The sequence below is a fragment of the Streptomyces iranensis genome, assembly GCF_017874715.1.
GTDB classification, from domain to species: domain Bacteria; phylum Actinomycetota; class Actinomycetes; order Streptomycetales; family Streptomycetaceae; genus Streptomyces; species Streptomyces iranensis.
The window spans coordinates 208,314-229,348 of the sequence record NZ_JAGGLR010000002.1 but is presented as its reverse complement, the minus strand read 5'-3'; the positions used below and the strand labels follow the sequence as shown (position 1 = coordinate 229,348).

The following is a 21,035-nucleotide window of genomic DNA, read 5'->3' as shown; positions in this document are numbered from 1 at the left end:
GGCGCGGCGAGCCGGGCTCGGAGCGCCGGCCGGGTCCGGACGATCAAGCGTAGAAGCCATCGGGGGCGAGCCGCATCGAGCGCAGTTGCTCGGCGTCGTGGCCGAAGACGACGGTGGCGTCCGACCGCTCGGCGATGCCACGGATCTTCTCCACCGAGGCGTACCAGGCGTTCAGGTCATTGACAATGGCGGCGGGGGTGGCCGGCGGGCCGTAGGAGTCGCCCATGTAGACGGCGTCCGAGGTGAACAGCATCGCCCCGGTCTCCGGCAGGTCCACCTTCATCGACATGGTGCCGGGGGTGTGCCCCGGGGCCTCGATGAGGGTGACACCGGGCAGGATCTCGGTGTCACCGCTGACCGTGTCGAAGTCACACGCCGCGTAGTCCGTCTTGAGGTGGGCACCGTTGAAGGCGCCCTCGAAGCCGAAGGCGAACTCCTTCTCCTTCTCGTGGCACACCAGCCGCGCGCCGGTGCCGGTGAACATGCCGATGTTCCCGGCGTGGTCGAAGTGCAGATGGGACAGGACCAGATAGTCGATGTCCTGCGGCTGGACGCCGAGCTGGCCGAGCCGCGCGTCGAGATACTCCTCGTCGCTCACCTGGTCGTAGGGGAAGTACTCCTGCAGGCCGGTCGGGGCCCAGCGGGTCTCCCAGTCGCGGGGGCAGCTGGTGTCCCACAGCAGCGTCCCCTCGGGGGTCTCCACCAGTACGCAGTGGGTGGTGCAGGAGTACCACTCCGGGGGCCGCTGGTGCTCGGTGCGCGTGCGCATCGTACGGCCCGCCTTGAGCAGCAGCCACGTCAGATCGCAGCTCATCGCTCCGCAGCTCAGGACGTGTACCTTGTTCGCGGTCTTCGCGGTCATAAAGCTTCACCTCCGGTCGGGACGGCCGCGGCCCCGAGGGCCGGGCGGTGGTCATGGATCAAGGGGTCTGGAAGGACTTGGGGCGATCGACGGACTGATCGGGCTGGAGGTCGCACCCCCGGGATTCGCGGACGATCAGCGCGCACACCAGCCCGACGAGTGCCGCGCCCGCCCAGATGGAGGCGATCGGCCAGGAGGCGCCGTCGGCGGCGCTGACCAGGGCACCCGCCACGAGCGGCACGAACCCCGCCACCACACCGCCGAGTTGATAGCCGATCGAGGTACCGGTGTAGCGGACGTCCGCGGGGAACAGCTCCGCGTACATCGCCGCCGTGGGCGCGTACATCCCCGCGTGTGCCACGGCGAGCGCGAGCAGCATGGCCAGCCAGGTGAGCCCGGTCTGCCCGGAGGCCAGCAGCCAGAAGAACGGGAACGCGAGCACGGCCGCGAATGCGGCGGCGCCCAGGAACACGGGGCGCCGGCCCCAGCGGTCCGACAGCGCGCCGAAACAGGGCACCGCCAGCCCCTCGGCCACCGCCGCGATGAGCATCCCGGTCAGCAGCACACCCCGCGACAGATCGAGATGGGAGGAGCCGTAGGACAGCACGAAGACCGAGACGATGTAGAAGGGGACACCCGCCGAGATGTACATGCCGATGGTGAGGACGATTGCCTTCCAGTGGTGCCGGAACGCCTCCATGGCCGGCATCTTGCGCGCCTGCCCCGACTCCTTCACCTGGGCGAACGTCTGGGTCTCGGTGATGCGCGAGCGGAGGAACATCCCGACCGCGATCAGCACGACGCTGAGCAGGAAGGGGATGCGCCAGCCCCAGGCGAGGAGGTCGTCATCGGGCAGCGTGGAGACCAGCGCGAACACGGTCGACGACAGCACCAGCCCCAGCGGCACCCCCATCTGCGGCAGGCTCCCGTAGAACCCCCGCCGGTCACGCGGCGAGGACTCCACGACCATCGTCACCGCGCCGCCCCATTCGCCACCGACGGCGAACCCCTGGAGGAAGCGCAGCGTGACCAGCAGGATGGGCGCCCAGAGGCCGATGGTCTGGTAGCCCGGCAGCAGACCGACGACGACGGTCGCCGCGCCCATCAGGAACAGCGTGAGCATGAGCGCGTTCTTGCGGCCCACGCGGTCCCCGAAGTGACCGAAGATCACTCCGCCGAGCGGGCGGGCGATGAAGCCCACCGCGAAGGTGCCGAACGCGGCCAGGGTGCCGGCCGTCGGTGAGAAGTCGGGGAAGAACTCCGTGCCGAAGACCAGCGCCGCGGCGAGGCCGTAGATGTAGAAGTCGTACCACTCGATCGTGGTGCCGATCATTCCGGCCAGGGCCGTCCTGCGGATGGCCGCCGGGGATGGCTGGTGATGACCTTCGGCTCTGGTGTCGGGTGCCGCGTCGGTGACGGGGATATGGCTCATGCGGGTGCGCTGCTCTCGTCTTGGGGAGTCGGGTGAACCCTCTGGCGGGGTCAGAGGGTCGGCACCATGCCGCCGTCACACCGGAGGGCGGTGCCCGTGATGTACGCGGCCTGGGTGCTGCACAGAAACGCGGCGGCGGCGCCGAACTCATCGGGTTCGCCGTAGCGCCCGGCCGGGATCGTGGCCTTGGACGCGGCCTCGACCTCGTCCAGCGGCCGGCCGGTGCGCTGGGCGGCGGCCTCGTCGATCTGCCGGGCCCGCGGGGTGGCGATGCGCCCGGGGAGCAGCGAGTTGACCGTCACGCCCTGTGCGGCCACCTCGGCGGCGAGTGTTTTGAGGTACCCGGCGAGCGCCGCCCGTCCGAGGTTGGACAGCGAGAGGTTCGGCAGCGGCGCCTGGACGCTCGTCGAGCTGATACTCAGGATACGGCCCCAGCCCTTCTCGACCATGGCCGGCAGGGTGCCCCGCACCAGGATCTCCTGGGGGGTGACCAGCGTGGCGATGGCCTGTGCGACCCCCGCGGTGTCGGTGGCGCGGGCCGGTCCGGGCGCGGGGCCCGGCCCGTTCAGTACGAGGATGTCGAGGTCGCCGACGGCCTCGCGGGCGGCCGTGAGGAGCCGCTCGGCACCGCCGTCCGCGACCAGGTCACAGCCCACGCCGACCGCGCCCGGCAGCTCGCCCGCCACCTCCTTGGCGCGCTCGGCCGATCGGCCGGTGACCACGACGTTGACGCCTTCTTCCGCCAGGGCCCGTGCGGTCGCCCGGCCGAGGCCGGACGTGGACGCGCAGATGAGAGCAGTTTTGCCTGCCAGACCGAATTGCATGGCACCGTTCCTTTTTCGGCTTGCGCCGTCTGAAATTTAAGACGCTGTCTTATATGCAAACCAGATGGTGCCCATGGTGGAGTGATGCGTCAAGGCTTGACGCACATCGAAGTCGAGAGTCAGACTCCGATTTCTCGGACACCGTCCAATATCTCGTCGTTCGTCGAACGGCCATTGACACCCGCACATCGAGAGGCATGCCGTGACCGTCACCCAGCCCCCAGCGCCATCCGAAGCCCCGAAGCGGCCTCGCGTGGTGCGGCAGCGACCCCGGTGGTCCGAGCTCCGGGAGGTACTGCAACTGCGCCGGCCGACCCTCAACCCGGTCGAACGGCGGCTCGGGGCCGCGCTGAGCGTCCGCGATCTCCGTAAGGTGGCGGTGCGCACGACTCCGCGCGCGGTGTTCGACTACGTGGACGGCGCGGCCGACGCGGAGCTGACCGCGCGACGGAACAGGGCGGCCTTCGCGGCGGTCGAACTCGTGCCGGAGTATCTGTCGCCGGTCGACCATCCGGACCTGTCCACGCGGCTGTTCGACCGGGAGATCGCGATGCCGCTGATCTTCGCGCCGACCGGCTACACCCGGATGATGCACCACGAGGGCGAGGCGGCGGTGGCGCGCGTGGCCGCCCGCCACGGCCTGCCGTACACGCTGTCCACCGTGGGCACCTCGACCGTCGAGGACGTCGCCGCGGCGGCCCCGGGCGGCGAACACTGGTTCCAGCTCTATCTGACCCGTAACGAGCGCCTCAACGCGGAACTCCTCGACCGCGCGCTCGCGGCCGGATTCACCACCGTGGTCCTCACCGTGGACACACCCGTGGCGGGCCGCCACCCCAAGGACATGCGCAACGGCCTCACGATCCCGCCGTCGCTCACCCTGCGGACGCTGTTCGGCATGGCCCGCTACCCCTCCTGGGTGCTCAACAAGCTGACCACGGCCCCGATCGCGTTCGCGTCGCTGCGCAGCATGACCGGCGAGACGGATGTGATCGACGCCGTACGGGTGGCCGACGTGGTCTTCGAGCCGACGCTGAACTACGACCATCTGGCGTGGCTGCGCGCCAACTGGCCGCATCGGCTGCTGGTCAAGGGCCTGCTCAGCCCGCGTGACGCGCGCCGCGCCGTGGAGACGGGCGCGGACGGTGTGGTCGTGTCCAATCACGGCGGACGGCAGCTCGACCGCACCCCGGCCACCCTCACGGTGCTGCCCGAGATACGCGAGGAGCTCGGCCCCGACGCCACGGTGATCCTCGACAGCGGCGTCACCCATGGCCAGGACATCCTCGCCGCGCGGGCACTCGGGGCGGACGCGGTCATGATCGGCCGCGCCTATCTGTACGGCCTGATGGCCGGTGGTGAGCGGGGCGTGGAGCGCGCCGTCACGATCCTGCGCGAGGAGTACTCACGCAGCCTGCAACTGCTCGGGCTGAACGCGAGCGACGCCATCGCGCGGCATCACGTGCGGATGCCGTGAGCGGTCGTACGAGGTGAGCGGCCGTATGCCGTGAGCGGTGAGGGAACGGGAGAGGGCCCGCCGAGGGAGGCGGGCCCTCTGGCCGATCTCGGCTCAGGAGACCCGCTGGGGAACGCTCAGCGGGTTCGCGTCGCGCAGTGCGGGCGGCAGCAGGTGCTGCGGCACGCCCTGATAGGCGACCGGCCGCAGGAACCGGTGGATGGCCTCGGTGCCCACCGAGGTCGTGGCCGGTGCCGTGGTGGCCGGGTAGGGGCCGCCGTGCTGCTGCGCGTAGGTGACCGACACGCCCGTGGGCCACTGGTTCCACAGCACGCGTCCGGCCTTGGCTGCCAGCAGCCTGATCAGCTCCGCGGCGATGGTGTCGTCGTCCTCGCCCTGGATGGAAGCGGTGAGCTGTCCGTCGATGGCCTTCGCCACCTCGAGCAGTTCGCTCTCCGCCGCGTACTCCACGACCAGCGCGGTCGGCCCGAACACCTCCCGGATGAGCGCCTCCGGGTCGCGGAGCAGATCGGCCGAGGTCGTGCACAGCACCGTCGGCGACTGGTCGGCGCCGTCCTGGTCGCCACTCACCAGGACGCGCACCCCGGCCGTGTCGCGCAACTCCCGCACCGTACTCGCGTAGGAGGTCCGGATGCGCTCGTTGAGCAATGTGAGCGGCGTGTCCGGGACGGTGCCGGGCAACTCGTCCACCAGCTTGGCCGACGCCGGGACCAGCAGGATGCCGGGCTTGGTGCAGAACTGCCCGGCGCCGAGGGTGAACGACCCGACGAACTCCGAGACGATCGCGGGCCCGCGCCGCTCGGCGGCGGCCTCCGTCACGAACACCGGGTTGACGCTGCCGAGTTCACCGAAGAACGGGATGGGCTCCGGACGGCCGCTTGCGAGGTCGAAGAGCGCCCGGCCCGCCTCGGTCGATCCGGTGAACGCGCCCGCCTTCACCCGCGGATCCACGATCGCCTTCCGGCCCGCCTCCGTTCCGAAGACCACGTCGAAGAGCCCCTCGGGCGCGCCGGTGGACCGTAGCGCCTGCTGCACCACCTCCGCCGTGGCGGCCGAGAGCCGGGGGTGGCCGGAGTGGGCCTTGACCACGACCGGGCAGCCCGCCGCGAGCGCCGAGGCGGTGTCCCCGCCCGCCACGCTGAACGCGAACGGGAAGTTGCTCGCGGAGAAGACGAGGACCGGGCCGAGCGGTTCGAGCACCCGGCGCAGATCGGGCCGCGGGCCCATCGGCCACGCGGGGTCGGCACGGTCGATCGTCGCCCCGAGGTATTCGCCCCGCGTCACCATCTCGGCGAAGAGCCGGAGCTGGAACACCGTGCGGACCATCTCGTTGCGCAGCCGGGTCTCCCCGAGGGACGTCTCCTCGTCCGCGATGGCCACGAGCTTCGGTGCGGCCTCCTCCAGCGCGGACGCGATGGCCTCGAGAAACGGGGCGCGGTCGGCCGGCTCGAGGCGGCTCCACTGCTCGAACGCGCCTGTGGCGGCGTCGAGTTTCCGCACCAGCTCCAGCGCGTTTGTCGCATCGGTCATCAGACGTGCTCCCTTATGATGTCTTAAATATGAGACGTAATCTCACTCTCAAGACACGGTTGCATGCGTCGGCGCCTCCGTCAACGTGCTTGACGGCCGCCGAGACGGACTCACATACTCAACCCGTAAGACAACGTCTGAAGTTTCGTACACGGTGGACAGAGTGAGGCGTGGCTCCATGAAGGCAGCAGTACTGCACCGGCCCGGTGCGCCGTTGACCGTCGAGGACGTCGACCTCGACGCCCCCGGACCGGGCGAGGTCACCCTCCGTGTGCTCGCCGCCGGGGTGTGCCACAGCGATCTGCACTACATGAACGGCGACCTCAACGTCCGCCTGCCCGCGGTGCTCGGGCACGAGGGGACGGGCGTCGTGGAGCGGGTGGGGGAGGGGGTGACCCGGGTCCGCCCCGGTGACACCGTCATCACGTTGTGGCGCCCGCGGTGCGGTGACTGCGAGTTCTGCACCACCGGCCGCCCCGCCCTGTGTGCGCTGGGCCGGGTGCTGGCGGCCTCCAACGGTCTGCTCGACGGGACGTCACGGCTGAACCTGAACGGCGAGAAGCTGCACCACCTCATGGGGGTCTCCTGCTTCGCCGAGCAGTGCGTCGTGTCCGAACGGTCGGTCCTCGCGATCGACCCGGACGTTCCGCCGGAGGTCGCGGCGATCATCGGATGTGCCGTGGTGACCGGGGCCGGTGCGGCGCTGAACGTCATGAAGGACGCCACCGGAGAGGGCGTCGTGGTCATCGGTGCCGGTGGCGTCGGGCTGAGCGCGGTGATGGGACTGCGCCTCGTGGGTGCCGATCCGATCGTCGCGGTCGACACGGTGGACGCCAAGCTGGAGAAGGCACTCGAGCTGGGCGCCACCCACGTGGTCAACGTCCGCACGCACAGCCTCGTCGAAGAGCTCACCAGGATCTCGCCCCGTCCGATGGCCTGGTCGCTGGACGCGGTCGGCAGGCCCGAGACACTCGCCCAGGCGGTCGAGGTCGTGGGTACCGGCGGGACCGCCGTCGCGGTCGGCCTCGGCAAGGTGGGCGCCACCGCGGCCGTGCCCGTCAACCCCCTGGTGCAGCAGGAGAAGCGGCTGATCGGCAGTCTCTACGGCTCGGCCAACACGCCGGTCGACATCCCCAAGCTGGTCGAGCTCTTCAAGACCGGCCGGCTGCCGCTCGACAAGCTGCTCGGTGAACGGTACGAGCTGTCGGCGGTCAACGAGGCGTACGCGGCGCTGGCGCAGGGGGCCACCGGCCGTGCGGTGATCGTTCCCGGTCCTAAGCTGTGAGTGCGGACCGGCTCACGAACGGAACCGGTGGTAGGGGAGAGCGATGAACAAGGAACTGGTCGCAGAACTGGGCCGACGGCTGTGGCAAGCGGGCGGCGGAGCCGCTGCCGTTGACTCCGCCGCGGTCGGCTCGGCCGCAGTGGACTCGGCCGCAGTGGACTCGGCCCTGGCCGATCGGCTCGATGGCCTCGAGATGGCCTATGCCGTCCAGGACGCCTCCCGCGACCTGGCGATCGCGGCCGGTGAGCGGGCGATCGGCTACAAGGTCGGCCTCACGGCACAGCCCGCGCGGGAGACTTTCGGTGCCGATGAGCCCGCCGCCGGCCATCTGCTCGCCGGCAGGCTGATCGAGGACGGCGAGCCCCTCGCCATGGCTGGGCTGTTCGCCCCGCTGGCGGAAGTGGAGGTCGCCTTCACCCTGGGCGAGGCGCTGCCCGGTCCGCGGGTGACCGCTGCGGACGTCCGCGACGCCACCGCCGCCTTGGCACCGGCCTTCGAGATCGTCGACAGCCGGTGGCACGGCGGCCCGCGAACGCTCCCCATGCTCGTCGCCGACAACACCAACGCCGCTCGTGCGATGGTGGGCCCCTCGGTCGCGCCGTCGGCGGCCATGGACCTGTCGAAGCTCGCCGCCACGCTGACGATCGGCTCCCGCACGGTGCCGGGGAGCGCGGCCGCCGTCATGGGCGACCCCGCCGAGGCGGTGGCATGGCTCGCCCGGCATCTGCTGCGCGGTGGAAGGCGACTGGAAGCCGGGGACACCGTCCTGAGCGGCACCCTGTGCGCCCCGACGGCGATCAGCGTCGGCGATCGCCTGGTGGCCGACCTCGGTGAGCTGGGCCGGATCGCCCTCGACGTCAACTGACCGACAGGGGCTGGGGCCAGGACGTATGCGGCCCCAGCCCCTGTGTGTGCGGGACGTCAGTGTGCGGGACGTCAGCGCAGCACACGGTCCGCGGTGAGGACGCGGGGCGTCTCGGCCAGCAGGGCGCGCAGCCGGTCCGCGGACAGCGGGGCGCCCGGGTCCGCGGGGGGCCGGGTCCGGAACGGGCCGCCGGACCTGATCTCCTCGGCCATCTTGGCCTTGGCGGCGTTCAGCGCGTCGGTGTCGGCGAAGTAGGGCGTCACGTAGGCGGCGGTGTCCGGCTCGAAGCGCCAGCTCTCGGCCAGGGGGCCCGCGTCGACGGTGCCGAAGCCCAGCCGGTCGATCAGGGCGGCGGCGCTCGCCTTCGCCTCCGGGTCGTCACCGGCGATCGGCAGGGCGCTGCGGTCGGCGGCCCCCGTGGGACGGGCGAGCGCCGGGATGTGCCCGTCGTTGATGTTGTTGAACGCCTTGACGAGTTTCGCGCCGGTCAGGTGGTGCTGGACGAGCTCGCTCGTCGTGGTCCTGCCCGAGTCGAGCTCCTCGAAGTCCCCGTCGCGGAACGGGTAGTAGTTGATCGTGTCGAGCACGACCTTGCCCGCCAGCGCGGCGGCCGGGAGCTTGCGGTAGGCGGCCAGCGGGATGCTCACCACCACCCAGTCGCCCGCCCGTGCCGCCTCCTCGGGCGTCGCGGCTCGGGCGCGCTCCCCGAGCTCGGCGACCGTCTGGGCCAGGGTCTCGGGCCCGCGGGAATTGGACAGGACGACGTCGATGCCCGCCGCGATCGCGAGCCGGGCCAGTTTTGTGCCGATGCTGCCGCTGCCGATGAAGCCAAGCGTTGCCATGAAAGAGGTCTCCTCATCTGACGGACCTGTGGTCCGCGGGCGCTTCTGTCTCGGAGCCGGGCCCGGGTGGGAACAGGCATGCCGAGGCCGAGGCCTCGCGCACCACCGAACCGGAGTAACCGGAGCGAGTGCTCCTCTTGAAGGTAACACAACCGGAGCGGGCGCTCCGCAATGGCGGCTGTACGCTGAATGCCGTGACCAGCGCCGACCAGTCCACGCCCACGCAGCCCCCCGCCAGGCGCGCCCGCCGGGCGGACGCCGAGCGCAACCGCGCGGCGATCATCGAGGCGGCCGGTGTGGTCTTCGCCGAGCAGGGTTGCGCGGTCGACGTCCGCGAGATCGCCCGGCGCAGCGGCGTCGGCATGGGCACGCTCTACCGCCACTTCCCGGCCAAGGACGATCTGCTCGTCACCGTCCTGGAGCGGGAATTCACCTCCTGGCTCACCGCCGCCCACGAGGCGGCGGCCGCGACCGAGGACCCCTGGGAGGCCCTGACCGGCTTCTTCGAGCAGGCCCTCACCCACCAGGCCCGCAATCGCGCCCTCGTCGAGAGCTACACCGCCACCGGCGCTCCCTCGCGCGTATGCGCCCGGCACCGCGACGCCTTCATCGATGAACTGCGCACCCGCTGTGCGGACGCCGGACTTCTGCGCGATGGTGTCACCACCGCCGACCTCGTCCTGCTCAGTGCCTCCCTGAGTCAGACCATCCAGGCGACCGACGGCAGCCACCCCGGCCAGTGGCGCCGCCTCCTGCGCATCTCCCTCGACGGCCTCAGCAGCCGCAACACCGAACCGCTGCCCGAGCCGGCGCCCCACACGGACGCCGAGGCATAGGCGTCTGATATTTTGGACGTCATCTGTGGAAATGTGTTCCGCTGAAACGTGTGCTGGGAGGCCATTGTGGCGCGTCTCACCGCTCCGGCCCTTCGCCGGGGCCTGGACATCCTGGAACTGCTCATCGACCAGGACGAGGGGCTACGGGTTCCGGAGATCACCCAACACCTCGGCCTGCCCCGGGCCACCACGCATGAACTCGTCAACACACTGGCCGACCGGGGCTATGTGACGATCTCCAAGGAGACCGGACGCGTCGCGATGGGGCTCAGCGCCCTGCGTCTCGGCGCGGGCTACGAACGCGGGCTCGACCTCGCCACCGTGGGCCGGGAGTGCGCCGGTGAGGTGGCGCGGGCGTGCGGCGAGACGGTCCAGGTCGTCGTACGCGACGGCGGATTCGCCGTGTTCATCGTGCGCCTCGACAGCAAGTACTCGGTCCGGCTGGTGTCCCAGGTGGGAAGCCGCCTGCCCGCCTCCTGCACCGCGGGCGGAAAGGCACTGCTGAGCGCCCTCTCGGCCCGGGAACTCGATGAGCTGTTCCCGAACGACAAGGCGCTGCGGCAGATGACCTCCAACAGCATCTCCACCCGCAAGCGGCTTCTGTCCGAAATCGAAACGGCCCGCGAGCGCGGCTGGACCGAGGAATACTGCGAGTCCAACGACCACGCGGCCTGCGTCGCCGCCCCGGTGCACGACCGCCTCGGCAACTGCGTGGCAGCCATGAGCATCTCGGTGCCCACCCCGCGATGGGGCGACGCGGAAAAGGACCACTACGTCGAGCTGGTACTCGGCGGTGCGAAGGCGATGGCACAACGCCTGGGAGCAAGCGTGCCGTCGTAACCACGCACCGGCCGCCCGCGCCCTTCCCCAAGGGCCACGTCAGGGCCAGACACTGGCCCGCGCCCGGAAAACCTCGGGATCGCTCTCCACAGGCAGTACGCACACCACATGCCCCCCGGGCACCCGCAGCACCCGGCACTCCTGCCACTGCGAAATCTGCTCGGCGCCCAGCGCGAGCAAGCGCGCGGTCTCCGCCTCGACGTCGTCGGTCTCGAAGTCCAGATGGATGCGAGGCGCGCCGTCGACAGCTTGGACGGCGGTGACCAGCCCCGGAAGCGCCTCATGGAGCGTGGTGAATTGGGGTTCCGGCGCGAACGGCAGCGCGGTGACACCGAGCGCCGCCGACCAGAAGGCGGTTGCCCGCGCGACCTCGGCTTCGGGTGTGTCGATCAGGACGGCGTACACACGGCTTCTGTGCATGCACCGAACCTACCCACCTTTCACGCGGGATCCCCGGCCCCGTGCGGCTGTTTCCGAACCCCGGCGGCGGGTGCGGAAGTAGGCGCGGCTGCTGGGGGTGTGGAGGAGGGTTACGCCGGTGGCGGAGATGGCGATGGCCAGGATGGCGCGGACCGCGTAGTCCGGCTGGTAGACCCCGCCCGGGTCGGAGAGTCCGCGCATCGCGTGCGGGAGCAGATAGACGAGGAAGAGCGCGGCCGTCACCGTGGCCGTGACGCGGGCCGGGCCTCCGCCTTTGCGGAGGCGGAGGGCGGCGCCGATGGTGATGAAGAGGAGCAGGTATACGAACTGGGTCAGCTCAGGGTCGTTCACGGCGATGGTGGCACTGATGAACGCCGAGACGACCAGGAGCACGGCGGCCGCGGTGATGTGGCCGGGGCGCTGGACCGGGGGCGAGGCCGGGTCCAGGGCCGGGTCCGGGGCCGGGTCCGGGGCCGGGTCCGGCCAGTGGTTCTCGTCCGGTGAGCCGGTCATCGTGCCCTCCTTGTCCGCGGGTCCGGTGGCCGAGCGGCGGCCGTGCCGGGGTCGTGGCGGGCATCGTCCGTCCGGGGGGCCGGGACCCGTCCCGGCCCGGATGCGGCATTCAACTCGTACGCTTGTGGAGGCCGATGAGCCCCGGGCGGCGGGGCATCCCCCGCCGAACGGGCCCGCTTGCTTCGGGACGGGTCCCGGAGGAGGGCGCGGACCCTGGTGGGTGTGCGTGTCCGCGCGCGTGTCGAGAATCGCCCGAACCGAGGAGACCACCGATGCCCCTCTCCGCCAGCCTCGCGCGCGGAGTCGCGCCCAGCACGCCCGGCATGCTGCACGCCCGCACGGTGACCGGCGACCTCAGCGCCCCGCCCCGGCCGGGGCTGACGGTCCGTTTCGGGCGGGGCGAGAAGCCGGACGTGGATCTGGGCATCGGCGTGGACGACCTCCGGGTGAGCCGGCGCCACGGCGAGCTGACGTATCGCCAGGGGCAGTGGTGGCTGCGGAACACCGGGCGGCAGCTCGTCCGGCTGCCCCGCGGCACGATGATGCACCTCAGCACCGAGCCGATCCCGCTCGACACCGGTTACACCCCGCTGTTCGTCAAGGGCTCGGGCTACCGTGAGCACCTGGTCGAGCTGTATGTGGCGGGCCATGACGACCAGGGGCCGGTGTCGCGGCGGCGCGCCGAGACGCTTCGGCCGGAGATCTGGCCGCTCGACGACGACGAACGGCTGCTGCTGGCCGTCCTCGGCCAGCGGTATCTGCTGTACGAGGAGGATCCGCGCCCCCTGACGTACGCCACGGCGGCCAAGCAGCTCATGTACCTGCGCCCGAGCGCGGGCTGGAACGAGCGCAAGATCGAGTACCGGGTCGAGGCCGTACGCCGCCGTCTGCACAGCACCGGATTCAGATACCCGGTGCTGCACGACAAGTCGCAGGGCCGCCCCGCCGACAACGGTCTGCTGCACAACCTGCTCAAGGGGCTGGTGGAGTCCACGACGCTCGTACCGCCCGATCTGGACCTCATCGAGGACGACGCCCTCTGGCCCGATCCCGCGCCGGAGGCGTAGCCCGAGCCACTCCGCGCTGACTTCCCGGTTCCGGGACCCGTCCCGGAACCGGCGGCGAATCATGCCTGTCGCCGAACGAACAGGAAGGAACACCCCATGAGGTGCATGCGCATCGCCGTCCTCGCGGGCATCACCGTGGCCGCTTCGACGGCCGCCCTCGCGCTCCCGGCGCAGGCCGACATCCCCGCCCGCCACCACACCCCGGCCGCCCAGTGCGAGTACCCCGCCGACGTCCTCGATCTGACCAACTGGAAGCTGACCCTCCCCACCGGCGAGGACGAGGACCCGACCGACATCACACAGCCCGATCTCGCCACCTTCTCCGCCAAGCCCTGGTTCCAGGTCACCGGGGACTGCGACGCGGTCCAGTTCCGGTCCGCCGTCAACGGCGTGACGACGGGCGGCTCCAGCTACCCGCGCGCCGAGCTGCGGGAGATGACCGATGACGGGGAGGAGGAGGCCGGCTGGTCGACCAGCGAGGGCACCCACACCCTCGTGGTCAAGGAGGCGTTCACCGCGCTCCCCAAGGAGAAGCCGCATCTCGTCGGCGCCCAGATCCACGGCGGGGACGACGATGTCACGGTCTTCCGCCTCGAAGGCAGCAAGCTCTACATCACCGACGGCGACGACGCCCACCACCACCTGGTCACCGACGACTATGAGCTGGGCACCGAGTTCGAGGCCAAGTTCGTGGCGCGGAACGGGAAGATCGACGCCTATTACAACGGGGAGCGTGAGACCACGATCTCCTCCGACGGCGACGGCAACTACTTCAAGGCGGGGGCCTACACCCAGGCCAACTGCGACAACTCGGACCCCTGCGACGATGACAACTACGGCGAGGTCCACATATCCAGCCTCAAGGTCACCCACTCCTGACCAGGGGGACGCGGTGCCGGGTCTCACCAGCCGCGGGGAGGCCCGGCACCGGCGCGACACGCGAACGTGCGCCGATGGCATGTGACCGTGGCGCCTGCCCCCGTCGCATGTGCTTCCGCAACACCGCAACCTCCACAAAGGTGAAGATTTCTGGAGTGGTGGGTGAATTCCCTTCTCAACCGGCCAGGTCCCACGCGCCTCCGGCGCGAATCGAGCCCCGCACCGCCCTCACGAACGCCGCAACCGGTACGTGTCTTTCCGTGTACGCAGTAAGTTCGATCCGCGTGCGGTAACGGCAGACAGCAGCGGTTCTGGTCTCGTAGGAGGGGAGTGTCGTCGTGCGGCGGGGGGAGAAGGTCGGCAAGTACCGGCTCACCAAGGGGCCCGTCGAGGGAGGGAGAGGCGCGGTCTGGTTCGCCGTCGACACGGAGCTGGGCCGGTCCGTCGTCCTCAAGCGGGCCCTGCTCGAAGACAACAGCCAGGCCGACTTCGACGAGCTGCTGGCCGAAGCCCGCGCGCTGGCGAAGTTCAGCCACCCGAACGTGGTCACCCTCTACGACGCGGTCCGCGCGGGCAAGGGCAGGAACGCCACGTTCTGGCTGGTGATGGAGCATGTGACCGGCGGCAGCCTGGACGTCCCGGTGAAGATGTCCCCCGAGCTCGCGGCACACATCGGCGCACAGATCGCGGCCGCGCTGGCGGCCCTGCACGACAAGGGCATCGTGCACTGCGACGTCAAGCCCGGCAATATCGTGATCACCCCCGACAGGGTCGCCAAGCTGACCGACTTCGGCGCCGCGTACCGCGTGGACGGCAGTGAGACGATCACGCCCAACGGGCCGGTCAGCCTCACCCCCTTCTTCGCAGCCCCCGAGGCGTTCCGGGGCGCGCCCGAGCGTGCGTCCGATGTGTTCTCGCTCGGTGCCACGATGTACTGGCTGGTGACCGGGACCCCGCCGATGCGCGGCGCCGGGCGGGCGGTCCGCATGGAGGCCATCAGCCCCCAGGTCGGCCCGCTCGGCTCCATCCTCACCGCGATGCTCCAGCGCGACCCCGGGGCCCGGCCCACGGCCGCCGAGGCGCTCAGCGCCCTCGTGGACATCGCGGGACCCCCCGACCGGTTCCCGACCCTCCCGGTGGCCCCGTCGACCACGCCCTACACGGACGTCCTGACGCGCGGCGAGGTCCCTGCGGCAGGGCCGCCGCGCCGCACGGCGACGCTGGTCCGGCGGCGCCCTTTGCTCATGGCCGGCGCCGCCGCCGTCACGGCACTGGCCATCGCCGTCCCCTTCATCGTGATGAGCCTGGGGGACGAAGACGGGGACAAGGCCACCCCGGCACCGGGCAGAACGGCCGCCGCGGGCTTCATCGGCGACCCCCGTACGGCCGACCCCTGCGCCCTGCTGAACGCCACCGTGTTCCATCGGTACGACGAGGCCCGGCTCGACCGCGACTACGGCAACTTCAACCGGTGCGATGTCCTCCTGCGGGAGCGGAGCGAGGAGGTCGTGGACGTCAGGGTGGAGCTCGACGCCGATTCGCTGCCGGAGGGCGTGGCGAGGAAGACCGAGGGCAGGGTCACCGTCGTGGGGCGCGCCGCCGAGGACGACGAGTGCGAGCGGGCCGTGGCGGTGACCGGCGCCCGTGACAACAGCCTCCGGGTCACCGCGGCGGCGAGACAGCCCGACGAGCTCAAGGAGCCGCTGTGCGACACCGCCGATCGCGCGGCGAAAGTCGCGGCCAAGGTGCTCAACCGCGGTGAGATCCCCCGGCGTTCCCCGGACTTTCCGTCCAATTCGCTGGCGCACCTGGACGCGTGTACGTTGCTCGACGTCAAGGCGCTGGAGAAGGTGCCCGGGATCGACGCCCGGGACCCGGACGTCGGGTTCGGCCGCTGGCAGTGCCAGTGGAAGTCCACCACCAGCGAGTACGAGGTGGACTTGCGCTTCGACCAGGGCGATCTGCCGCACGACAAGGGCGCCCGGTCGACCAAGCTCAGCGATCGTCAGGCCATCGTGCTGCCGGAGGACGAGGGCCCGGGGAGCTGCCGCGTCGAGGTGGTCCACCGTGACTACACCGGTCTGGACCGGGTGAAGGGCACCGAGCGGGTGGCCCTCGTCCTGAAGGGGGCGGGCCGCAAGGGACGGCCCTGCGAACTGGCCACCGATCTCGCCGGGTCGGCCGCCGCCGCGCTGCCACCCGCCTGAACCGCCGCCGTGGGGCCGCCTTCCCGAGCCGCTAGGGGAGGCCGGTGCGCCAGGTGCGCGACGTCCGCTCCACGCTCGCGGCCAGTTTCCTGGTGGCCGGGTCGGCGCCCGCCGAGCGCTCCGAGTGGGCGATCTTCGCCGCCTGGTCGAGGTGTTCGCGCATCGCCGCGAGGAAGAGCGCGTCGAAGGCGGTGCCCTTCGCCCGCCCGATGGTGCGCAGTTCGTCCTCCGTCACCATGCCGGGCATGTCGTGCCCCTCGTGCGGATTGGTGTCGGGTACGCCCGTCCGGGCGAGCAGCTTCCGCAGCCGGGCGAGTTCGCCGCGACAGGCGGTGGCCACCGGTTTCGCCCACTTCTCCACCTCCGCGTCGGAGGAGTGGCCCGGGACCAGGCCCAGCAGGAGCACCGCCTGGTCGTCCATCGCGATCATCAGCTGGATCCAGCCGATGTCGCTGGAGTTGAACGTCCCCGACGTCGCTTGCCCGCCCGGGGCCCGTGTGGCGGGGTGCCGCGCCGCCGCCGACGACGTCGACCGCGCCTCGCCCGACGGCTTCCCGCTGCCCTCGCCGCATCCCGCGGTGAGCAGTACCGCCAGTACCGCTGCGGACGCCGCGCGCCGCGCGGCGGTGGCCGCCCTCATGGCGACTCCCCTCGTCTCTCGTAGGCGTGGGTGTGGGTGTGGGCGGAGCCCCCCCGTCACGGGGCTCCGCCCACCGGCAGGACGGGGTCGCCCTGCCGGGCTGTGCGTTCTCCTTCTCGATCAGGGACGGCCGTCGGCGCCGCACTTGACGATCACATTGATGCAGTCACGCACCCGCCGGGCCATCTCGTCCTCGGGCCAGGCGTTGAAGAAGTCACCATGCATGGTGTATCCGGCACCCGACGCCAGCTTGAGCCGCGCGGGGTCGCCGTTGACCGGGTAGCGGAGCACCTGGCGCAGCTTCGGCACGGCCACCGGGTGGGTCGCCGGGCACTGGCCACCGACCGGGTACGCCATGTGGCTCTTGTGGTCGGGGGAGTCCAGGTCCTTCCCGTTCCAGCACTGGGGGAAGTCGAGGTAGGACTCCAGCATCGAGTCGGACGGGCAGTTCACGAAGTCCTTGGAGGGGTTGACCTCTCCGTGGTGCAGGCACGACCAGCGTGCGATGGACGTGGGGTCGCCGACCCCGGTGGCCTTGGCGTTGCCCGCCACGATCCGCAGCCCCGGGGGGAGCGGCTTGATGGTCGCGATGACGTCGTCGCGTACGCCTTCGCCGAGGTAGTAGAAGGTGGTGCCGGTGGGTTCGACCTCCTTGCCGCCTGCGTAGAGGGTGGGGGTCCAGTACGACGACAGGTCGGTGGTCGGGCTGCAACTGGTCCTGCCCCTCTTCAGGGCGGCCAGATCGGTGTGTGCGTTGGTCGAGTCGTTACCGAAGAAGCTGTGCATATGGGACGCGCCGGGGAGACCGGGGAACACGATCGGGTCGTCCGGCAGCCGATGGGTGAACGGGCACTCGGCGACGAACTCCGCGACCCGCACCGGTGCCTTGGCGCTCCGCGGGCTCGACGCGGCCTTGTCGGTGGCGCGGAGCTCGGCCCGCGCACTGGCCGAGCCGGTGGACAGCATGGACAGGATGAGGCCGGCGGCGGCGAGGACGACACCCGGACCTCGCCAGCGGCCGAGGACGCGCCGTAACGGCGGGAAGCGCGGGGGTGTAGGCGACATGACTCTCCTTTCCGTGCGCACACGGGAAGAGCGAAAGAGCGGGAGAGGGAGCCCAGCGGTGTGGTCACGCGGGGCCGTCGAGAGAGCGCTCTCACAGAGCGTTGCTGCGGACGTTAAAGGTGACTTGGGTCACTGTCAAGAGTCCGCGGCAACGCTCTGTCCGTAACGCTCTGTCCGTTGTCGCCTTCGAGCCCGTGGAGTTCCGGTCAGTCCGTGGAGCCGGGCTCGGTCCGCTCGGTCGCGAGCAGGTGGATGAGCAGCAGCACGATCCCGGAGATCAGGAAGACGCGGGTGGCGGCCTCCAGCCCGTTCCACTGCTTGGACTGCCACATGGCGAACCACTCGCCACCGATGGCGATGAACCCGGCCCCGAACAGCAGCATCAGCATCAGCAGCCCCACGGTGCTGGCCTGACGGGCGCGGCGCACGCTGCCTCCGCGCAATCCCGCGCCCCACATGGCCGTCGCGGCGAGGAGGACCAGGGCGGCGGCGCTCTCCCAGACGATGATGGCGACGTAGGCGGCGTCCTGGAGCGCGGTGGACTTGATGGCCCGCCACATCAGATCGTCGTCCTTGAACGTGGTGTCCATCGCCAGGACGTGGCGGACGAATTGCTGATTGGAGTCGAAGTCGGTGATGTTGCCGAAGGCGACAAGCGCGATGTACAGGGCGATCGTCCCGGTGAGCACCCCCGAGACGGCGGAGTAGGGACGAAGGGAACGTATTCTGCCGGCTCGTTCGCTCACGATGACTCTGTCTCCCCGTTGTATTCCGTTGATCGGACCGAGCCGTAGCGTACAACTGCCGGGATCACAGCGGTCATTGGAATGGGCTGCCCATCCGGGTTCATCAACCCCGGTAACGCGAAACAGTGGGCCCGGTGGCGGGGAGACGCAGGTCACATCCGTCCATGTCACAGGGGGTCGGGCTACCCCGTCTCAGGGGTGTAGCCACTGACAACCACGGAGGAGCACACCATGGACGCCCGACTGAACTACTCCGCCGGCCCGACCGCGGGCAAGGTCCTCAAGTCCGTCATGGCGACGGGCAAGGCGGTCAGGGACTCGTCGCTGCCGCCCGCCGCACAGGAGCTGGTGGCGCTGCGCGTGAGCCAGATCAACGGCTGCGCCGGCTGCCTCGACATGCACACCAAGGAAGCCGCCGCGGCCGGTGAGACCGCCGTGCGGCTCAACCTGGTGGCGGCATGGCGGGAGGCCACCGTCTTCACCGACGCCGAGCGTGCCGCGCTGGAGCTGGCGGAAGAGGGGACCCGGGTCGCGGACGCGGCCGGTGGCGTCAGCGACGAGGTGTGGGCGAACGCCGCCAAGCACTACGACGAGGAGCAGCTCACCGCCCTGGTGATCCTGGTCTCGTTCATGAACATGGTGAACCGGCTGAATGTCATCACCCGGCAGCCGGCGGGTAACTACCGGGCCGGGCAGTTCCATTGATCGGCGCCGGCCCGTCCGGCCGGTCGTCCAGGGGGGAATCGGCGTGAGCGAGGTCGAGGAGTTCGAGGAGCTGCGGCCGCTGCTGTTCTCGATCGCCTACCGGATCCTGGGCAGTGTGAGCGAGGCCGAGGACGCGGTGCAGGAAACGTGGCTGCGCTTCGACGGCTCGGCCACCCGGCCCACGTCCACCAAGGCGTATCTGTCGGCCACGGTGACCCGCATCTCGATCGATGTGCTGCGCTCCGCGCGGGTGCGGCGGGAGGAGTACGTGGGCCCGTGGTTCCCCGAGCCGCTGCTCAGCGATCCGTACCAGGATCCGGCTCGGGCGGTGGAGCTGGCCGACTCGGTGTCGATGGCGGCGCTGCTGCTCCTGGAGCGGCTCAGCCCGCTGGAGCGGGCGGTGTTCGTGCTGCGGGAGGTGTTCGGCTTCGGGTTCGACGAGATCGCCGCGGCGGTGGGGCGGTCGGAGGCGGCATGCCGGCAGCTGCTGGTGCGGGCGCGGCGCCACATGCGGGCCGGGCGGCCTCGGTTCGCGGCGGACCGGCAGGAGCGGCAGGAGCTGGCCACGCGGTTCTTCGACGCCTTGAAGGACGGCGATGTGGGCGGGCTGCGGAAGCTGCTGGCCGCCGATGTGCGGCTGGTCGGGGACGGTGGCGGCAAGGCCCCGCAGCTGGCCAGGGCCGTCATGGGCGCGGAGAACGTGGCGCGGTTGCTGGGCGGTGTCTTCCCCTGGCTGCTGCGGATCGATGTGTCGTTGGAGCCGCGCGAGGTGAACGGCCAGCCCGGCGCGATCTTCCGCGACCGGGACGGCAAGGTGCTCCACACCCTGGTCCTCGATGTGCTCGACGGGCAGATCCAGACCATTCGCACGGTGGTCAACCCCGACAAGCTCGGCCACCTCGGGCCGGTCGGGGACGCCTGGGCCGTGGACCGCGAGGTGAAGCAGGCCCGGCGGCGGCCGAAATGACCGTGGGACATGGCGGCTCGGCGCTCTTGGCAGTCTCGGGGAGCCAGTCGTGCCACATCCGAGGCCAGGGAATCCGGTGGGCCGGGCTCTGCGCACGAGCCCCGACCACCCGCTCCGCCCGCCGTACCGCGGCGTTCCTGCTCGCCCCCGCTCTTCTGCTCACCGCGTGCGGTGGCTCCGGCCATGACGACGCGAACGCCGGAAGGCCCGCCTGCTCTCGCTCGGCCTCGCCGACCGCATGGCGGCCACCGCCACCTGGACCGAGTGGTCACCCTGGACGGCCGTGCCCTGCCACAGGTCGGCCGCCGCGCCACGGCCCGCCGTATCGCCACCGTCGAACAGCACGCCCACACCCAGACCAAGCTGACCGTCCATCCGTGTGTTGATCGCGGATGGCCAGGCGATGGTGCGCACCGGGTTCCGGCTGATCCGCGACTCCCAGCCCGGAATCGAGGTGGCGGGCGAAGCCGCCGATGGCTCCGAGTGCGTGGAGCCGGCTCGGCGGCTCCGTCCCGAGGTGTGCCTGGTCGACATCCGGATGCCGAACCTGGACGGCCTGGAGGTGACCCGGCTGCTCGCCGGGCCCGGAGTGGTGGATCCGCTGCGGGTCGTCGTGGTCACCACGTTCGACCAGGACGACTACGTGGACACCGCGATCCGCAATGGAGCCTGTGGCTTCCTGCTCAAGGACGCCGGTCCCGAACTCCTGGTGGAGGCGGTGCGGTCGGCCGTGCGCGGTGGCGCGATGGTGTCTCCGGCGGTCACCGTGCGGCTGCTCCGGCAATGGGCGAGCCGCCCCCGCCGCGTCACCCGGACGAACCCCTTGACCGGCCGCGAGCTGGACATCGCCCGGCTGGTGGCGGTGGGCCGCACCAACCAGGAGATCTGCGCCGAACTGCACCTGTCGCTGTCCACGGTGAAGACGCATCTGAGCAACATCCAGACCAAGCTCACCGTCCGCAACCGCGTCGAGATCGCCGCCTGGGCCTGGGACACCGGAGCGGTGCGCGCCCGTTAGCCGGGGCGTGCGGCC

22 protein-coding genes are annotated in these 21,035 nt (G+C 70.8%); 11 read left to right on the top strand and 11 right to left on the bottom strand.

What is annotated here, in order from left to right:
* Nucleotides 1-43 precede the first annotated feature (43 nt).
* From J2Z30_RS04635 to J2Z30_RS04625, 3 genes are read right to left on the bottom strand one after another with little or no spacing between them, the layout of a single operon-like run.
* Nucleotides 44-862, bottom strand: coding sequence for an N-acyl homoserine lactonase family protein (locus J2Z30_RS04635; RefSeq protein ID WP_044578815.1), 819 nt, complete (start codon nt 860-862; stop codon nt 44-46).
* A gap of 58 nt (nt 863-920) precedes the next feature.
* Nucleotides 921-2,294 carry an MFS transporter gene (locus J2Z30_RS04630; RefSeq protein ID WP_052701723.1) on the bottom strand — a complete coding sequence of 458 codons (1,374 nt, stop codon included), beginning with the start codon at nt 2,292-2,294 and terminating at the stop codon, nt 921-923.
* Between the two features lie 50 nt (nt 2,295-2,344).
* The gene (locus tag J2Z30_RS04625) at nt 2,345-3,118 is read right to left on the bottom strand and encodes an SDR family oxidoreductase (RefSeq protein ID WP_044578817.1); all 774 of its coding nucleotides are present in this window, start codon (nt 3,116-3,118) and stop codon (nt 2,345-2,347) included.
* A gap of 256 nt (nt 3,119-3,374) precedes the next feature.
* Between J2Z30_RS04625 and J2Z30_RS04620 the strand changes: the two genes are divergently transcribed.
* Nucleotides 3,375-4,595, top strand: coding sequence for an alpha-hydroxy acid oxidase (locus J2Z30_RS04620; protein ID WP_308279738.1), 1,221 nt, complete (start codon nt 3,375-3,377; stop codon nt 4,593-4,595).
* A gap of 93 nt (nt 4,596-4,688) precedes the next feature.
* On the opposite strand, the gene J2Z30_RS04615 is transcribed toward J2Z30_RS04620, so the two are convergent.
* The gene (locus J2Z30_RS04615; protein WP_044578821.1) at nt 4,689-6,125 is read right to left on the bottom strand and encodes an aldehyde dehydrogenase (NADP(+)); all 1,437 of its coding nucleotides are present in this window, start codon (nt 6,123-6,125) and stop codon (nt 4,689-4,691) included.
* A gap of 178 nt (nt 6,126-6,303) precedes the next feature.
* Here J2Z30_RS04615 and J2Z30_RS04610 point away from each other — a divergent pair, with 178 nt between their 5' ends.
* Together J2Z30_RS04610 and J2Z30_RS04605 are read left to right on the top strand one after the other, a co-directional pair.
* The gene (locus tag J2Z30_RS04610) at nt 6,304-7,410 is read left to right on the top strand and encodes an alcohol dehydrogenase catalytic domain-containing protein (RefSeq protein WP_044578823.1); all 1,107 of its coding nucleotides are present in this window, start codon (nt 6,304-6,306) and stop codon (nt 7,408-7,410) included.
* A 43-nt stretch (nt 7,411-7,453) separates the two neighbouring features.
* A complete protein-coding gene (locus tag J2Z30_RS04605; RefSeq protein ID WP_052701724.1) occupies nt 7,454-8,275 on the top strand; it encodes a 2-keto-4-pentenoate hydratase in 822 nt (273 codons plus the stop codon).
* A gap of 71 nt (nt 8,276-8,346) precedes the next feature.
* Here J2Z30_RS04605 and J2Z30_RS04600 read toward each other — a convergent pair whose 3' ends face one another.
* Complete coding sequence (locus tag J2Z30_RS04600) at nt 8,347-9,117, bottom strand: NADPH-dependent F420 reductase (protein WP_044578824.1); 771 nt, start codon at nt 9,115-9,117, stop codon at nt 8,347-8,349.
* 194 nt (nt 9,118-9,311) lie between these two features.
* On the opposite strand from J2Z30_RS04600, the gene J2Z30_RS04595 reads away from it, so the two are divergent.
* Both J2Z30_RS04595 and J2Z30_RS04590 read left to right on the top strand, forming a co-directional pair.
* Complete coding sequence (locus J2Z30_RS04595; protein ID WP_044578826.1) at nt 9,312-9,953, top strand: TetR/AcrR family transcriptional regulator; 642 nt, start codon at nt 9,312-9,314, stop codon at nt 9,951-9,953.
* Nucleotides 9,954-10,019: 66 nt separating this feature from the next.
* Nucleotides 10,020-10,793 (top strand): IclR family transcriptional regulator, encoded by a 774-nt coding sequence (locus tag J2Z30_RS04590; protein ID WP_044578828.1) that lies wholly within the window; start codon nt 10,020-10,022, stop codon nt 10,791-10,793.
* Between the two features lie 39 nt (nt 10,794-10,832).
* On the opposite strand, the gene J2Z30_RS04585 is transcribed toward J2Z30_RS04590, so the two are convergent.
* Nucleotides 10,833-11,213, bottom strand: a complete 381-nt coding sequence (locus J2Z30_RS04585) for a VOC family protein (RefSeq protein WP_044578830.1) — start codon at nt 11,211-11,213, stop codon at nt 10,833-10,835.
* A 9-nt stretch (nt 11,214-11,222) separates the two neighbouring features.
* The gene (locus J2Z30_RS04580) at nt 11,223-11,726 is read right to left on the bottom strand and encodes a hypothetical protein (protein ID WP_044578832.1); all 504 of its coding nucleotides are present in this window, start codon (nt 11,724-11,726) and stop codon (nt 11,223-11,225) included.
* Between the two features lie 272 nt (nt 11,727-11,998).
* On the opposite strand from J2Z30_RS04580, the gene J2Z30_RS04575 reads away from it, so the two are divergent.
* From J2Z30_RS04575 to J2Z30_RS04565, 3 genes are all read left to right on the top strand, one after another.
* Nucleotides 11,999-12,793 carry an FHA domain-containing protein gene (locus J2Z30_RS04575; RefSeq protein ID WP_044578834.1) on the top strand — a complete coding sequence of 265 codons (795 nt, stop codon included), beginning with the start codon at nt 11,999-12,001 and terminating at the stop codon, nt 12,791-12,793.
* 96 nt (nt 12,794-12,889) lie between these two features.
* Nucleotides 12,890-13,672 (top strand): polysaccharide lyase family 7 protein, encoded by a 783-nt coding sequence (locus J2Z30_RS04570; protein WP_044578836.1) that lies wholly within the window; start codon nt 12,890-12,892, stop codon nt 13,670-13,672.
* A gap of 338 nt (nt 13,673-14,010) precedes the next feature.
* Nucleotides 14,011-15,879 carry a serine/threonine-protein kinase gene (locus J2Z30_RS04565; RefSeq protein WP_044578838.1) on the top strand — a complete coding sequence of 623 codons (1,869 nt, stop codon included), beginning with the start codon at nt 14,011-14,013 and terminating at the stop codon, nt 15,877-15,879.
* A 31-nt stretch (nt 15,880-15,910) separates the two neighbouring features.
* Here J2Z30_RS04565 and J2Z30_RS04560 read toward each other — a convergent pair whose 3' ends face one another.
* From J2Z30_RS04560 to J2Z30_RS04550, 3 genes are all read right to left on the bottom strand, one after another.
* The gene (locus J2Z30_RS04560) at nt 15,911-16,519 is read right to left on the bottom strand and encodes a DUF305 domain-containing protein (protein ID WP_044578840.1); all 609 of its coding nucleotides are present in this window, start codon (nt 16,517-16,519) and stop codon (nt 15,911-15,913) included.
* Between the two features lie 120 nt (nt 16,520-16,639).
* Nucleotides 16,640-17,584, bottom strand: coding sequence for a DUF1996 domain-containing protein (locus J2Z30_RS04555; RefSeq protein ID WP_044578841.1), 945 nt, complete (start codon nt 17,582-17,584; stop codon nt 16,640-16,642).
* A 206-nt stretch (nt 17,585-17,790) separates the two neighbouring features.
* Entirely contained in the window at nt 17,791-18,330 is a 540-nt protein-coding gene (locus tag J2Z30_RS04550; RefSeq protein ID WP_044578843.1) for a DUF2165 domain-containing protein, read from the bottom strand.
* Nucleotides 18,331-18,561: 231 nt separating this feature from the next.
* Between J2Z30_RS04550 and J2Z30_RS04545 the strand changes: the two genes are divergently transcribed.
* Together J2Z30_RS04545 and J2Z30_RS04540 are read left to right on the top strand one after the other, a co-directional pair.
* Nucleotides 18,562-19,035, top strand: a complete 474-nt coding sequence (locus J2Z30_RS04545; protein ID WP_044578845.1) for a carboxymuconolactone decarboxylase family protein — start codon at nt 18,562-18,564, stop codon at nt 19,033-19,035.
* A 43-nt stretch (nt 19,036-19,078) separates the two neighbouring features.
* Nucleotides 19,079-20,002, top strand: coding sequence for an RNA polymerase sigma-70 factor (locus tag J2Z30_RS04540; RefSeq protein ID WP_044578847.1), 924 nt, complete (start codon nt 19,079-19,081; stop codon nt 20,000-20,002).
* Nucleotides 20,003-20,161: 159 nt separating this feature from the next.
* On the opposite strand, the gene J2Z30_RS04535 is transcribed toward J2Z30_RS04540, so the two are convergent.
* Nucleotides 20,162-20,377: a hypothetical protein gene (locus J2Z30_RS04535; RefSeq protein ID WP_209468551.1), complete on the bottom strand. Its 216-nt coding sequence runs from the start codon at nt 20,375-20,377 to the stop codon at nt 20,162-20,164.
* Between the two features lie 28 nt (nt 20,378-20,405).
* Between J2Z30_RS04535 and J2Z30_RS04530 the strand changes: the two genes are divergently transcribed.
* The gene (locus J2Z30_RS04530) at nt 20,406-21,020 is read left to right on the top strand and encodes a response regulator (RefSeq protein ID WP_044578851.1); all 615 of its coding nucleotides are present in this window, start codon (nt 20,406-20,408) and stop codon (nt 21,018-21,020) included.
* The last annotated feature ends 15 nt before the right edge of the window (nt 21,021-21,035 follow it).

Coding starts and splice junctions, on each gene's coding strand:
- J2Z30_RS04575 (WP_044578834.1), top strand. CDS start 11,999: ATGCCCCTCTCCGCCAGCCTCGCGCGCGGAGTCGCGCCCAGCACGCCC.
- J2Z30_RS04605 (WP_052701724.1), top strand. CDS start 7,454: ATGAACAAGGAACTGGTCGCAGAACTGGGCCGACGGCTGTGGCAAGCG.
- J2Z30_RS04580 (WP_044578832.1), bottom strand. CDS start 11,726: ATGACCGGCTCACCGGACGAGAACCACTGGCCGGACCCGGCCCCGGAC.
- J2Z30_RS04570 (WP_044578836.1), top strand. CDS start 12,890: ATGAGGTGCATGCGCATCGCCGTCCTCGCGGGCATCACCGTGGCCGCT.
- J2Z30_RS04600 (WP_044578824.1), bottom strand. CDS start 9,117: ATGGCAACGCTTGGCTTCATCGGCAGCGGCAGCATCGGCACAAAACTG.
- J2Z30_RS04610 (WP_044578823.1), top strand. CDS start 6,304: ATGAAGGCAGCAGTACTGCACCGGCCCGGTGCGCCGTTGACCGTCGAG.
- J2Z30_RS04585 (WP_044578830.1), bottom strand. CDS start 11,213: ATGCACAGAAGCCGTGTGTACGCCGTCCTGATCGACACACCCGAAGCC.
- J2Z30_RS04635 (WP_044578815.1), bottom strand. CDS start 862: ATGACCGCGAAGACCGCGAACAAGGTACACGTCCTGAGCTGCGGAGCG.
- J2Z30_RS04560 (WP_044578840.1), bottom strand. CDS start 16,519: ATGAGGGCGGCCACCGCCGCGCGGCGCGCGGCGTCCGCAGCGGTACTG.
- J2Z30_RS04630 (WP_052701723.1), bottom strand. CDS start 2,294: ATGAGCCATATCCCCGTCACCGACGCGGCACCCGACACCAGAGCCGAA.
- J2Z30_RS04530 (WP_044578851.1), top strand. CDS start 20,406: ATGGTGCGCACCGGGTTCCGGCTGATCCGCGACTCCCAGCCCGGAATC.
- J2Z30_RS04615 (WP_044578821.1), bottom strand. CDS start 6,125: ATGACCGATGCGACAAACGCGCTGGAGCTGGTGCGGAAACTCGACGCC.
- J2Z30_RS04625 (WP_044578817.1), bottom strand. CDS start 3,118: ATGCAATTCGGTCTGGCAGGCAAAACTGCTCTCATCTGCGCGTCCACG.
- J2Z30_RS04535 (WP_209468551.1), bottom strand. CDS start 20,377: ATGGACGGTCAGCTTGGTCTGGGTGTGGGCGTGCTGTTCGACGGTGGC.
- J2Z30_RS04555 (WP_044578841.1), bottom strand. CDS start 17,584: ATGTCGCCTACACCCCCGCGCTTCCCGCCGTTACGGCGCGTCCTCGGC.
- J2Z30_RS04545 (WP_044578845.1), top strand. CDS start 18,562: ATGGACGCCCGACTGAACTACTCCGCCGGCCCGACCGCGGGCAAGGTC.